Source organism: Geomonas azotofigens (assembly GCF_018919395.1).
GTDB lineage: Bacteria > Desulfobacterota > Desulfuromonadia > Geobacterales > Geobacteraceae > Geomonas > Geomonas azotofigens.
Genome location: NZ_JAHLME010000002.1, coordinates 184,726 through 196,750, shown reverse-complemented (window position 1 = coordinate 196,750; position 12,025 = coordinate 184,726). Strand labels below are relative to the sequence as shown.

General features: G+C 64.9%; 12 protein-coding genes. 9 read left to right on the top strand and 3 right to left on the bottom strand.

The window, feature by feature from the left end:
- Positions 1 to 23 precede the first annotated feature (23 nt).
- Entirely contained in the window at positions 24 to 380 is a 357-nt protein-coding gene (locus tag KOL99_RS05905) for a YtxH domain-containing protein (RefSeq protein WP_216509557.1), read from the top strand.
- A gap of 94 nt (positions 381 to 474) precedes the next feature.
- Here KOL99_RS05905 and KOL99_RS05900 read toward each other — a convergent pair whose 3' ends face one another.
- Both KOL99_RS05900 and KOL99_RS05895 read right to left on the bottom strand, forming a co-directional pair.
- Positions 475 to 1,365, bottom strand: coding sequence for a phosphoribosylaminoimidazolesuccinocarboxamide synthase (locus KOL99_RS05900; protein WP_216509556.1), 891 nt, complete (start codon positions 1,363 to 1,365; stop codon positions 475 to 477).
- A 110-nt stretch (positions 1,366 to 1,475) separates the two neighbouring features.
- Complete coding sequence (locus KOL99_RS05895; protein WP_216509555.1) at positions 1,476 to 3,053, bottom strand: peptidylprolyl isomerase; 1,578 nt, start codon at positions 3,051 to 3,053, stop codon at positions 1,476 to 1,478.
- Between the two features lie 242 nt (positions 3,054 to 3,295).
- Between KOL99_RS05895 and KOL99_RS05890 the strand changes: the two genes are divergently transcribed.
- The 6 genes from KOL99_RS05890 to KOL99_RS05865 all read left to right on the top strand — a co-directional run bounded on the left by KOL99_RS05890 (position 3,296) and on the right by KOL99_RS05865 (position 9,662).
- Positions 3,296 to 4,339 (top strand): rod shape-determining protein, encoded by a 1,044-nt coding sequence (locus tag KOL99_RS05890; protein WP_015720676.1) that lies wholly within the window; start codon positions 3,296 to 3,298, stop codon positions 4,337 to 4,339.
- A 42-nt stretch (positions 4,340 to 4,381) separates the two neighbouring features.
- Positions 4,382 to 5,395, top strand: coding sequence for a glycosyltransferase family 2 protein (locus KOL99_RS05885; RefSeq protein ID WP_216509554.1), 1,014 nt, complete (start codon positions 4,382 to 4,384; stop codon positions 5,393 to 5,395).
- A gap of 37 nt (positions 5,396 to 5,432) precedes the next feature.
- Positions 5,433 to 6,002 carry a D-sedoheptulose 7-phosphate isomerase gene (locus tag KOL99_RS05880; RefSeq protein WP_216509553.1) on the top strand — a complete coding sequence of 190 codons (570 nt, stop codon included), beginning with the start codon at positions 5,433 to 5,435 and terminating at the stop codon, positions 6,000 to 6,002.
- A 42-nt stretch (positions 6,003 to 6,044) separates the two neighbouring features.
- The gene (gmhB, locus tag KOL99_RS05875; RefSeq protein ID WP_216509552.1) at positions 6,045 to 6,629 is read left to right on the top strand and encodes a D-glycero-beta-D-manno-heptose 1,7-bisphosphate 7-phosphatase; all 585 of its coding nucleotides are present in this window, start codon (positions 6,045 to 6,047) and stop codon (positions 6,627 to 6,629) included.
- Positions 6,630 to 6,725: 96 nt separating this feature from the next.
- Entirely contained in the window at positions 6,726 to 8,900 is a 2,175-nt protein-coding gene (locus KOL99_RS05870) for a hypothetical protein (RefSeq protein ID WP_216509551.1), read from the top strand.
- Between the two features lie 3 nt (positions 8,901 to 8,903).
- Positions 8,904 to 9,662 (top strand): TSUP family transporter, encoded by a 759-nt coding sequence (locus tag KOL99_RS05865; RefSeq protein ID WP_216509550.1) that lies wholly within the window; start codon positions 8,904 to 8,906, stop codon positions 9,660 to 9,662.
- Between the two features lie 333 nt (positions 9,663 to 9,995).
- Here the strand turns inward: KOL99_RS05865 and KOL99_RS05860 are convergent, their stop codons facing one another.
- Positions 9,996 to 10,664 (bottom strand): hypothetical protein, encoded by a 669-nt coding sequence (locus KOL99_RS05860; protein ID WP_216509549.1) that lies wholly within the window; start codon positions 10,662 to 10,664, stop codon positions 9,996 to 9,998.
- A gap of 153 nt (positions 10,665 to 10,817) precedes the next feature.
- Between KOL99_RS05860 and KOL99_RS05855 the strand changes: the two genes are divergently transcribed.
- Complete coding sequence (locus KOL99_RS05855) at positions 10,818 to 11,021, top strand: SlyX family protein (RefSeq protein ID WP_216509548.1); 204 nt, start codon at positions 10,818 to 10,820, stop codon at positions 11,019 to 11,021.
- 18 nt (positions 11,022 to 11,039) lie between these two features.
- Complete coding sequence (locus tag KOL99_RS05850) at positions 11,040 to 11,990, top strand: aldo/keto reductase (RefSeq protein WP_216509547.1); 951 nt, start codon at positions 11,040 to 11,042, stop codon at positions 11,988 to 11,990.
- Positions 11,991 to 12,025 lie beyond the last annotated feature (35 nt).

Genomic DNA, 12,025 nt, shown 5'->3' with positions numbered 1-12,025 from the left:
ACGCTGGCGAAGGAGGAGGGGCTATGGCCGAAAGAGATAACAAGGTGATGGTTGGGGCGATGCTGCTCCTGGCCGGAGGGATCATCGGGGCGGGGGTTGCGCTCATGTACGCGCCGCAAAGCGGCGAGAAAACCCGCAAGGAGCTCGGCCGCTACGCCAAGAAGGCGCGCCGCAAAGGTGAAGACGCGCTGGAGGCGGTGGAGGATTTCACCGAGCAGGTAGGGGAGATGGCCGAGGCGGTCGGCGAGCGAGCCTCCGAGATCCTCGACCGCGGCAAGGACATGGCCTACAGCGCAAAGAAGGGGCTTCTGAAGGCCCTGGAGGATGGCGAGGCAAGGCTTATGAAAGAGCGGTCGCGCTTGGCCAAGTTGATAGGGTAGGGCGTCGGGCGAGCGGCAACGTTCGCAAGAAAAAGGCCCCGCATCGTGATCGGTGCGGGGCCTTTCTTTGTCTTAGTCTTTGTCTTAGCCTGCCTTAAATCCCCTTGCCGGTCAGCTTCACCAGCGCTTCCATGTACTTCTCGCCGGTTTTCCTGACGATCTCTTCCGGAAGGGGCGGCGCCGGAGCGGTCTTGCCCCAGTCCAGGGTCTCCAGGTAGTCACGCAGGAACTGCTTGTCGAAGGAGGGCTGCGGGCCGCCCGGCTGGTAGCTCTCCTTGGGCCAGAAGCGGCTGGAGTCCGGGGTCATGCACTCGTCGATGATGATCAGCTCGCCGTCGTGGATGCCATACTCGAACTTGGTGTCGGCGATGATGATCCCTTTCTGGTCGGCCAGGTCGCGCGCCTTCTCGTAGATCTTCAGCGTCACCTCGCGCACCTTCTCGGAGATCTCCTTGCCGCAGATCTCGCACATCTGCTCGAAGGAGATGTTCTCGTCGTGGGTGCCGAGCTCGGCCTTGGTGGAGGGGGTGAAGATCGGCTGGGGCAGGCGGTCGCTTTCCTTGAGACCCTCGGGGAGCTTGATGCCGCAGATGGCGCCGGTCTGCTGGTAGTCCTTCCAGCCGGAGCCGGAGATGTAGCCGCGCACGATGCACTCGGCGGCCAGCGGCTGGGCCTTCTTCACCCACATGGAACGGCCGGCCAGGACGTCCGCGTAGGGCTGGCACTCAGCGGGGAAATCGGCCACATCGGTGGAGATGATGTGGTTCTTGATGATGTCTTCCATTTGGCGAAACCAGTAGGCGGAGATCTGGGTCAGGACGTACCCCTTGTTGGGAATTCCCTCGTTCATGATGACGTCGAAGGCGGAGATCCTGTCGGTGGTGACGATGAGCAGCGTCTCTCCGAGGTCGTAGATGTCGCGCACCTTCCCGCGTGCGGCAAGTTTGAGGCCGGGGAAGTCAGTGTTGAGTACCGGTGTTGTCATTGGTGCATTCTCCTTTTATTCGCCGTGAGCGTGAAAAGTTAAAGGTGAAGAGTGCACCTGCACCCTCCACCTCGCACTTGTAAGCTGTGTTTCCTTCCCTGCTGCCGGTGTTAGTCCTGGATCACCAGCGGGTTGATGTCGATCTTCGCCTTGGCGCGCAGTTCCTTGACCCACTTGTCCAGGGCCTCCTGCTGCTTCTTGGGGAGCAGGGCGGCCTTGATGGTGCCGGAGTCCTTGGCAAGGCCGGTAAGCGGCGCCTCGGTGCGGGACTTGAGCGCCACGGCGTACCAGCGGTCACCCACCTTGAAGGGCTGCTTGGCGGCCTGGTTGGGGGTGTTCAGGGTGAAGGCGGCCTCCATCAGTTCCGGGGAGGTGCCGATGGTCGGCACGGCGCCGGTGGGGGCGTAGCCGAAGCTGCCGGTCTCCTTGGCGGCGCCGCCCTTGGCGAGCTGCCCGAGCGCTTCCTCGGCCTTCTTCTTGGCCAGGTCGGCAGCCTTGACTTCGACCGCCTTGGCCTCGACCGCGCCCTTGATCTGGGCCAGCGGCGGCACGGCGGCAGCCTTTTTGTCCAGCACCTTGATCAGGTAGATCCCTTTAGCGGTCTCGACCGGGCCGCCCAGTTCACCCTGCTTCAGGGCGAAGGCGCGCGCGACCACCTCGCTCTCGCCGGCAAGCGACGCCACCGGCGCCTTGGCGGTGAAAAGCGGAGTCTTCTCGACCTTGCCCCCCAGGGAGGCGGCGGCCCCGTCGAGGTCGCCGCTGGTCTTGAACTTGTTGACCGCGGCGGCGGCCTTCTCGTAGGCTTCCTTGGCCGCCTTCTGCTTCTGGGCGTCGGCGGTGGCCTTGTCCTTCACCTCCGCGAAGGGAAGGATGCCCCCTTTGCCCTGGTAGCGGTCGATGTTCTTCTGGTAGTAGGTCTGCACCTCTTCCGGGGTGACGCTCACGTTGCCCGCGGCCTGGGCCGGGTTGACCACGGTGTAGGCGACGGAGACCTGCTCGGGGGTCTTGAACTCGTTCTGGTGGTCCTGCAGGTAGCTGGTGAGCTCCTGGTCGGTCAGCTTGATGCTCCCCTTGACGTCGGCGGGGGAGAAGGAGACGTAGGCGAGGTTCACCTTGTCGTTTTGCTTCTTGTAGGCTTCCTTGACCTCGGCGTCGGTCACCGTGGCGGACCCTTTGATCTTGTTGCGGGTCTTCTGCAGCACCATCTCCTGCTCCTGGGACTCCTCGAAGTCCTTGGGGGTGATGCGGTTGGCCTTCAGGGTCTGCTGGTAGACACCGAAGTCGAAGGCGCCGTTTTTCTGGAAGGCCGGGACCTTGGCGATCTCGGCGGCGACCTCGTCCTTCTTGACCTTGATCCCCATCTTCTTGGACTCGTCCAGGATGAGGACGTTGTCGATCAGGGTGTCGATGGTCAGTTTCTTGATCCCCATCTGCTTCTCGAGCTCAGGGGTGAGGGTACGGCCGTAGATCTGCTCGTAGAGGCCGCGGGTGCGGTAGTAGCTCTTCTGGAATTCCTCCAGGGATATCTTGGTGCCGTTGACCGTCGCCGCATAGCTCTTGCCACCCCGCCCGTCACTGCCGCCCTTGCCCCAGACCAGGAAGATGGTCCCTATGAAAGAGAGAACGATGACGATGAATACGACTTTGATGACAATGGACTGCTTGTACTTCCTCATTACGCCTAGCATTCCGGTTCGGCTCCTTTGCGCTCATAAGAATTGAGTCTAATTCATAATCAAGAGTTGCGAATGATAATATACTTTAATCGCAAAAGCAACGGTAGAATGAAGCAGTATACTGAGCTCGCCCTGTCCGGCGTGAGTCATGGCACGGGTTTTCTTTGTTGCAAGGGTGCGTACCATTTGCTATATTTCCTCCTTTGACGCCGGGCAGGGGCCCGGTTATTGCGCTAAACCAAAGGAGTTCATGCATGCTCAAGATTTTCGATGCCCTTTTCGGCATGTTTTCTAACGACCTCGCCATCGACCTCGGCACCGCCAATACCCTCGTCTACCTCAAGGGGAAAGGGATCGTGGTGCGCGAGCCTTCCGTGGTGGCGGTCCAGAAGATGCCAAACGGCCAGCAGAAGGTGCTCGCCGTAGGGATGGAGGCAAAGAAGATGCTCGGTCGCACCCCCGGCACCATCACGGCGATCCGGCCGATGAAGGACGGGGTCATCGCCGACTTCGACATCACCGAGGAGATGCTGCGCTACTTCATTCATAAGGTGCACAACCGCAAGACCCTGGTCCGTCCCAGGATCGTCATCTGCGTCCCTTCCGGGATCACCCAGGTGGAGAAACGCGCGGTGAAGGAAAGCGCCGAGTCCGCCGGCGCCCGCGAGGTGTACCTGATCGAGGAGCCGATGGCGGCCGCGATCGGCGCGGGTCTTCCCATCACCGAGGCATCCGGCAACATGATCGTCGACATCGGCGGCGGCACCACCGAGGTCGCCGTGATCTCCCTGGCCGGCATCGTCTACACCAAGAGCGTCCGGGTGGGGGGCGACAAGATGGACGAGGCGATCGTCCAGTACATCAAGCGCAAGTACAACCTGCTGATCGGCGACCGCATGGCCGAACTGATCAAGATCGAGATCGGCGAGGCGTACCCGGGCACCCAGCTTTTGCACATGGAGGTCAAGGGGCGCGACCTGGTGTCCGGCATCCCCAAGACCACCGAGATCGATTCCAACGAGATCCGCGAGGCGCTCTCCGAGCCGGTCACCGCCATCGTCGACGCGGTGCGCAACTGCCTGGAGCGGACCCCGCCCGAACTGGCGGCCGACCTGGTCGACAAGGGGATCGTGCTGGCCGGCGGCGGCGCCCTGTTGCGGAACCTCGACGTGCTGCTGCGCGAGGAGACCGGGCTTCCGGTCGTCACCGCCGAGGACCCGCTCTCCTGCGTCGTGCTCGGCTCCGGGAAGGTGCTTGACGAGCTCGCGCTGCTGCGCAACGTCGCGGTAAGCTCCTAGTTTCCTGTTCTCACATCCGCCGTTTCTGTCCGAGGGATTCCCATGACCGACGCTGTCATAGACGTCATCATACCCGTTTGGAACCGGCCCGATGAGACTCGAAACTGCCTGGTCAACCTGATCAACCACACCCCGAACGCCCGCCTCATCATCGTTGATTACGGCTCCGATCGCGACACCGAGAGGATGTTGCAGGAGTTCGCGGACGGGCTGGACGAGCGCGCGCTTTTGATGCGCGACGACAGCAACATCGGGTTCGTGCGCGCCGCCAACCGCGGTTTCGAGAGCTCAACGGCCCCGTTTCTGGCCCTTTTGCGCAACACCAGCATAGTCACCGCCCGCTGGCTCGACCCGCTGCTGCAGTTCGCCGAGGGGCACCCGGATGCGGGTATCCTGCTTCCCTGCCTCGACCCGGGCGAGCCGTGCGAGGGGCCGTGCGAGGTCGCCAGCGGCTCCTTCGCCGCCATGGTGGTCCGTCGCGAGCTGTACCTTGAGACCGGCGGCTTCGACGAACACCTGGACGGCGGGGCCTGGTGCCTCAAGGACTTCACCCGGCGCGCCTGCGCCAAGGGGTACTTCACCTGGCTGGTGCCGGGGCCGGCGGTGAGCCACCAGGAGGAGGTGCCGCTGGGATCGGAACTGAGGCGCCGGGAGACCCTGCAGCGGAGCATGACCGCGTTCCGCGACCGCTGGGGCGAGGGGGGGAGTTACCTCCTGCATGTCCCCAAGGGGGTCGAACTGGACCTCCTGCGCCAGAAACTGGAATGGCTGGTCCAGGGGGCTCGTCACGGCGACAGCTACACCGTGCTGCTCCCCCACGCGCTGAGCCAGGCGGCCCGGCAGTCGGGCCTTAGCTGCCTGCACGAGAACGTGAAGCTGGTGCCGCTGCCCCGCCTCTCCTGGGACGGCATGAAGCGCCGCCTCTACGAGAAGCTGATCGCCCAGCATCCCGGTACCCTGCCGGTCACGGCGGTGGACGGGCTTCCCTTCCCCTGGAGCGAGCGCTACCTCTCGTTCTCCGAGCTCGCCGAGCGCATCCAGGGGCGCGCTCACTAAGTATGGCCGTGGCGTCCCCGCGGCACGCGGAGGGTTGATGAAAGAAGAGATCAAGGCGCAGCTCCAGGCCCACGCCCAGGTCATAGCGGCGCTCGAAAGGGACCTCTGTCCGTCCCTGGAGAGCGCCGTTTCGCTTTTGGCCACGGCGCTTCGCGACGGCAGGAAGCTGCTGGTCTTCGGTAACGGCGGCTCCGCGGCGGACGCGCAGCATTTCGCGGCCGAGATCGTGGGGCGCTTCAAGCTCGAGCGGCGCGCGCTCCCGGCGCTGGCGCTCAGCACCGACACCTCGATACTGACCGCGGTGGGCAACGACTACGGTTTCGACCGGATCTTCTCCCGCCAGGTCGAGGCGCACGCCAATCCCGGCGACGTGCTGGTCGGGATCTCCACCAGCGGCAACTCGGCCAACGTGCAGCTGGCGCTGGAGGCGGGGCAGAGGATCGGCTGCCGCACCCTGGCCCTTCTGGGCAGGGACGGCGGGAGCATCAGGAACGTCGCGGAGCTCTCCCTCGTGGTGCCGAGCCACGATACGCCCAGGATCCAGGAGGGGCACATCACCATGATCCACATCCTGTGCGACCTGGTGGAGCGGGAACTTTTCTCATGACGGTGCGGCGGGACTAGGGCAGCGGGAAAGGCCAGGGGTATCATGGGCAAGCGGCGCGCGGTTTTCCTCGACAGGGACGGAACCATCAACGAAGAAGTGCAGTACCTGTGCAGGGTCGAGGAGTTCCGGCTCATCCCCGGGGTCCCCTACGCCCTGCAGCGGTTGAAAGACGCCGGTTTTCTCCTGGTGGTGGTGACCAACCAGTCCGGCATCGGCCGCGGCCTCTACGACGAGGCGGCGCTGCAGGCGATCCACGACCGCATGCACGAGGAGCTGGGCGATTTCGGCATCACCATCGACGCCTGCTACTTCTGTCCGCACCACCCCGAGCACGGCGTCGGCGACTACCGTGTGGAGTGCACCTGCCGCAAGCCCCAGCCGGGGATGCTGGAGCAGGCGGCGGAGGACCTGGACATCGACCTGTCCCGCTCCTACATGATCGGCGACAAGCTGGGCGACATCGAGGCGGGCATCAACGCCGGCTGCGTCTCGCTCATGGTGCGCACCGGCTACGGCGCGGCCGACGCCGCGAGGCTCCCCGCCGGGGTCCGCGCCTACGACGACCTGCAGGCCGCCGTGGAGGCGATTTTCGCCGCCGAGGGGAAGGGGAAGCGCAAGAGGCGCTGAACCGGCGCCGCGGAAGGGACGAACGGCCTTCTTTCAGCGGCCGCTACCGACCGGTCCCCGTACCGGCGGGAGCGGCCTTTTTCACGAGGAGCGGGCATGAAGCCGTACCACCAGATCTTTCCCGATGCGGCCGGGGCCACCATGACCCTGGAACTGCTCTCGCAGAGCGGACGGATCCCCAAGGGGAGCTACGCCTTCATCGAGTGCTACTGCACCAGCCCCGGCTGCGACTGCCGCCGGGTCACCTTCCTGGTGCTGGACCAGAAGCAGCGGCAAAAGGCGATGATCTGTCTGGGCTTTGACGGCGACGGTCCCTTTTCCGGCCCCTACCTGGACGGCTCCGGCTACCAGGTCCCCTACGCCCCCGAACTCCTCGATTTCTGCGTGCACACCCTGAACTCCCGCCCGGACTGGGTGGCGCAGATGTACCGGCGCTACGGCGAGGTGCGTGAACTGATCGACGGCACCCCCTATCACGGCAGGGCCTTTCCGCTTCCCGGCGACCTCTTTTACCGCGCCATGCCCGCTCCCGACCTGGAAGCCATGCTGAACGAATCGGTCCGGCACGGCGCCGCTTCCTGCTGCCCGCGCCCTCCTCGCACCGCAACGGTCGAGCCTTCCGGGATGGCGCGCCTCGTGGATCTCTACGCGCGGGCCGGGGTGAGCGCCCCAATCTCCATCCTATTGAGCCTGCAGGACGAACTGCACCGCCACCTGCTGGCCGATCCGCTGGCCGTCGAGGAACTGGCGGCGCTGCTCGCGGCGCTTGGGCGTGCGGAGCCGGTCGACCACGACCGCCTCTCGGCCGCGCTCAGGATCCTCACCCTCGCCCTGGAGTTCTACCAGGTGGAGACGGCCGGGGGGCGCGCGGGAGCGCGGCAGCAGATGCAAAGGCTGCAAAGCGCCCTCGCGCTGCGCGTGTACCGGGAACGAAGCAGCATGGAGCTGCGTCTCATGGTGACCGACATCCTGGCTCGCGGGCGCTTGAACCTGATCCCGGAGTTGCGGGCGATCTGCGCGCCGGGGGAGGGGGAGGCGGTGCCGCGCGTCGACCTGAGGGCCGCCTCGGGGGAGGAGTTCCTCGCCGGCGTGCTGAGGCATTTCGCCTCGGCCGGGGTGTCCTGCCCGTTCGCCGGCGCCCAGGAGATGCTGGAACTGTTCGCGGTGAGCGACCCGGAACTGCGCCCGGGGCTGACCTGGGAACTTTTGACCGCCGACGCACCGTTTCCGCGCGAGATCGCCGCGCTGCTCATCTTCAACGCCGACCCGGAGCTTTCCCGCGAGGTGGCGCGCATGCTGGTCTCGGTGGCGGGGGCGACGCTGACGCCGGACACGCTGCGCCGCCTGATCATGGCGCGCAACTGGTTTCCCGAGCCGACCCGCGGCATCGTGGACCAGACCATCAACAACGCCCGCAGGGCCCGCGTCCCGTGCGCCCACCTGGAGCCCGCCAGCGAGGAGATCGTGTACGCCAGCTGCCTGGACGGCTCGGGGGGGCAGGTCTTCCACGTCATCGTCGCCGACCAGGCCGCCTATGCCGGCTGCACCTTCGCGCTGCGGCAGGGACGCGGGATCGTGGACTGCACCGTGATCCGGCTGGAGACCCGCAGGGACCGCGAGGACTTCATCCGGGACGCCCGCAGCCAGCGCTGCTGCCTGCACTCCACCGGGGAGTACCTCGACCTGCGCCTGGGGATGGCCATCGCGGCGGAGACCGAGGCGGGGAGGGTCCCCGGGCACTGGCTGGTACGGGCAGCCGAGCTGCTCGGGCGCGACCACTGGAAGGGGTGCCGCCCCGAGCCGGAGGAGCTGTTACGGCAGTTGGGCGAGGAGTTGGCGGGCGAAGGGACGTCCCCGGACGAGCCGAGCCCCGAGCTCCTGGCCATGGAGGAATCGGGCCAGTGGCACCGTTACCGCGCCCTGTTCGGAAGCTGGAAGGTGGAGGGGAGCGCGGTGGAGCGCGTCATCGAGGCCGCCTGCGGCGGCAACGGGGCGGTCAGGGGCGCGCTGGCCCTGGAGCGGGTGTGCGACCAGGTCCTGGAACAGCAGCGTCCGGTCCTCCTGGAGCGGCTGGTGCTGGAAGCGCTCTGGCTCAAGGCGGCAGGAGGGGAAGCCCCCATACCCTGGCGGCACATGTATCACGTGGCGCGGGCGGTAGCCGACCCGACCATAGCATTGAAGGAGATTCCATTGGCAGTATCCATAGCACGACAAAGTTACACGGCGTACCGCAAACGCAACGACAACAGCAGGCAGGGGAGTGGCAGTTAGTTTATGGAGATTTCACCGGTTCTTTTTCCCGTCCTGTTCCTTACCGGCGCAGTTGCCGGTTGCATCGACGCCATCGCCGGCGGTGGCGGCCTCATCACTATCCCGGTCCTGCTCGGCCTCGGGCTGCCGCCCCAGGCGGCGCTGGGCACCAACAAGCTCCAGGCCAGTTTCGGGTCGTGCAGCGCCATGGCGCACTTCGTCAAGGCCGGCACGGTCAACCTGCGCGACGCGCTCCCCGGTGTCATCTGGACCACCGTCGGCGCCATCCTCGGCTCCTACACGGTGCAGCAGATCGACCCGGGCTTTCTGAAGAAGTGCATCCCGTTTCTGCTGCTCGCCATTCTCTGCTACACCGTATTCACCCCGAAACTCGGCGCCGAGGAGGTGCATCCGCGTCTGCCGCGCAGGCTCTTCTACGCGGTGGCGGGGCTCGGGCTCGGCTTCTACGACGGCTTCCTCGGTCCGGGAACCGGCTCCTTCTGGGTGATCGCCATCATGCTCGGGCTCGGCTTCGACATGCGCAAGGGGACCGGGTACACCAAGCTCTTCAACTTCGTGAGCAACATCGTCTCGCTGGTGGTCTTCGTGGCCGGGGGGCACGTGCTGTTCGGGGCGGGGCTCTTGATGGGGGCGGGGCAGGCGTTTGGCGCACGCGTCGGCGCCAGGCTGGTCATCCACAAGGGGACCCGGTTCGTCAGGCCGGTGTTCATCTGCTCGGTGCTGGCGGTGACGGCGAAGCTGTTTTGGGATAGCTACCGGTAATGCTCGGGGGCGGGGGCGGCAACGGCGGGTGGACGGGGCGGCGCAGCCGCCATTAGGACCGGTCGTGGCAACCGCAGGTGGACTGGACCGGCGCAGCCGTCACTAGGACCGGTCGTGGCAGCCGCAGGTGGACTGGACCGGCGCAGCCGTCACTAGGACCGGTCGTGGCAGCCGCAGGTGGACTGGACCCGGCGCAGCCGTCACTAGAACCGGTCGTGGCAGCCGCAGGTGGACGACGTGGACCCGGTGGACCCAGTGGACAAAAGTGGACGGGGAACTCATAAAACCGGCGGAAAAACAGCTGTGCGGCTGCCGCCGGGGACAGCTTTTCTGCTAAATCTCGCGGAGGTTGCCGGCTTCGGTCTCGGCTCCCAGGTCGCGGGCATTCAACTCCTGCTCCAAATGACCTAACAACTCTCCTACTTGCCGCACATACTCCTGCGGCACACTCTCCAAAAGACGCAACGCGTTGTCCAACCGCTTCGCGGCCGAAACGGCGGCCTTCAAGGGGACCACGGGGTTGGGCTCTTCACGCAACGCGGCCACTTCCTTGAACTTCTTCAACACGGTCGGATGACTCTTGTCATCCTCCACCACCCTTTTCCTCAAATCGCCATACTCTTCGGCGGAAAAACCCTTTTCCTCCTTGGCCTGACGCAACAGATCTATGGACCTGAAATCGGGAAGAGGACGCAACTCCTCGCGCCGATCCAATAACTGCGGCTCTTCCTTCTCCATGAACCGGTAGGCCATGGTCAACTTCTCGGCGGTGCCCCGCTTGATGCGTATCTCCTGCACACAGTACTCTTCAAAGGTCCCGTAACCCCACTCACGAAAACGACCCCTCTTGCTGACGTCCAACAGCTTCTCGCCCAACTCCACCCACGAGGACTTGAACCGCTTCGCCTTGTCCAACACCTCGTACCGGTCGCTCCCCGGCTCCAGATGCTGCATGATCGACTCGATGTGACGCTCGCTGCTCGACTTCGGTGTTTCCTGCATCGCTACCTCCATTGCCCCACACTTCACGTGCCCGGAACAGTCAGCGAAATTATCAGAATCCGTCCGGTTTTTGAAGTTTTTTATCTTGGCTATAACACTGAATCGGGTTAAACTTTTGCCTGCTTCACAACCAGGCACAACAAGGAGCGCACTATGGAACAGCGTCTGACTGACATGGAGATGCTGATCATGCACCAGGGTCACATCATCGACCAACTGAACGAGGTGGTCACGGGACACCAGGCCCTCATCGACCAGCTCACCAAGGAATTGAAGATCATCAAGGAACACCTGCGCGGCATGAGCGCTTCCGAAAACAGGCTTCCCTCCGAAGAAGAGCCGCCGCCCCATTACTAACCCCGGAACAGGAACCACATGAAGAAAGTCAGTCTCGGTAGTACCGGTCTCAGCATCAATCCCCTCGTTTTCGGCACCCTTCCGCTTGGCCCCCTGCAGGCTTCGCTTTCTCCCGAAGAGGGGGGACGCCTGATCCGCTACGCCCTGGAACGGGGCGTGAACCTCCTGGACACCGCCGAACTGTACCAGACCTACCCGCACATCCGCGCGGCGCTCACGGGCTTCACCGGCGAGTGCCTCATCGCCTCCAAGACGCACGCCAACACGGCGCAGGCGGCGCGCGGCCACGTGGAGCGGGCGCTCACCGAGCTGGGGGTGGAGCGGCTGGACATCGTGCACCTGCACGGCGCCAGGGTCGCGGACCCGTTCGTCGAGCGCCCCGAGGTGATCGAGACGCTCATCAGGATGAAGGAGGAGGGGAAGATCGCCCACGTGGGACTCTCCTCGCACTTCGTGAGCGCCATGGAGAAGTCGGTGCTGCACCCGGAGATCGAGGTGGTGCATCCCCTCATCAACCGTACCGGCATGGGGATCATCGACGGGACGCAAGAGGAGATGGCCGCTGCCATCGCGGCCTGCGCCGCGGCGGGGAAGGGGGTCTACGCCATGAAGGCGCTGGCCGGGGGGAACCTCATTTCCACCGCCCGCGAGAGCCTGCGCTTCGTGCTGGGGCTCGCCGGGGTGCACGGCATCGCCCTGGGGATGCTGTCGGAGGCCGAGGTCGACGGCAACCTGGCGCTCTTCCAGGAGGGGCGCGCCGACGATACGCTTTGGAACACGCTGGAAGGGAGGCGCCGCAAGCTCACCATCATGGAGGCCTTCTGCAAGGGGTGCGGCGCCTGCGTGCCGGCCTGCACCAACAACGCCCTGGCCATGGTGGAGGGGAAGGCGAAGGTGGACGACGAGACCTGCATCCTGTGCGGGTACTGCGGGGCGGCGTGCCCGGAATTCATGATTAGGGTGGTGTAGCTGGCAGCGGTGGCACTATGGGAATGATGGGAAGC

Coding starts and splice junctions, on each gene's coding strand:
- KOL99_RS05905 (WP_216509557.1), top strand. CDS start 24: ATGGCCGAAAGAGATAACAAGGTGATGGTTGGGGCGATGCTGCTCCTG.
- KOL99_RS05900 (WP_216509556.1), bottom strand. CDS start 1,365: ATGACAACACCGGTACTCAACACTGACTTCCCCGGCCTCAAACTTGCC.
- KOL99_RS05895 (WP_216509555.1), bottom strand. CDS start 3,053: ATGCTAGGCGTAATGAGGAAGTACAAGCAGTCCATTGTCATCAAAGTC.
- KOL99_RS05890 (WP_015720676.1), top strand. CDS start 3,296: ATGCTCAAGATTTTCGATGCCCTTTTCGGCATGTTTTCTAACGACCTC.
- KOL99_RS05885 (WP_216509554.1), top strand. CDS start 4,382: ATGACCGACGCTGTCATAGACGTCATCATACCCGTTTGGAACCGGCCC.
- KOL99_RS05880 (WP_216509553.1), top strand. CDS start 5,433: ATGAAAGAAGAGATCAAGGCGCAGCTCCAGGCCCACGCCCAGGTCATA.
- gmhB (WP_216509552.1), top strand. CDS start 6,045: ATGGGCAAGCGGCGCGCGGTTTTCCTCGACAGGGACGGAACCATCAAC.
- KOL99_RS05870 (WP_216509551.1), top strand. CDS start 6,726: ATGAAGCCGTACCACCAGATCTTTCCCGATGCGGCCGGGGCCACCATG.
- KOL99_RS05865 (WP_216509550.1), top strand. CDS start 8,904: ATGGAGATTTCACCGGTTCTTTTTCCCGTCCTGTTCCTTACCGGCGCA.
- KOL99_RS05860 (WP_216509549.1), bottom strand. CDS start 10,664: ATGCAGGAAACACCGAAGTCGAGCAGCGAGCGTCACATCGAGTCGATC.
- KOL99_RS05855 (WP_216509548.1), top strand. CDS start 10,818: ATGGAACAGCGTCTGACTGACATGGAGATGCTGATCATGCACCAGGGT.
- KOL99_RS05850 (WP_216509547.1), top strand. CDS start 11,040: ATGAAGAAAGTCAGTCTCGGTAGTACCGGTCTCAGCATCAATCCCCTC.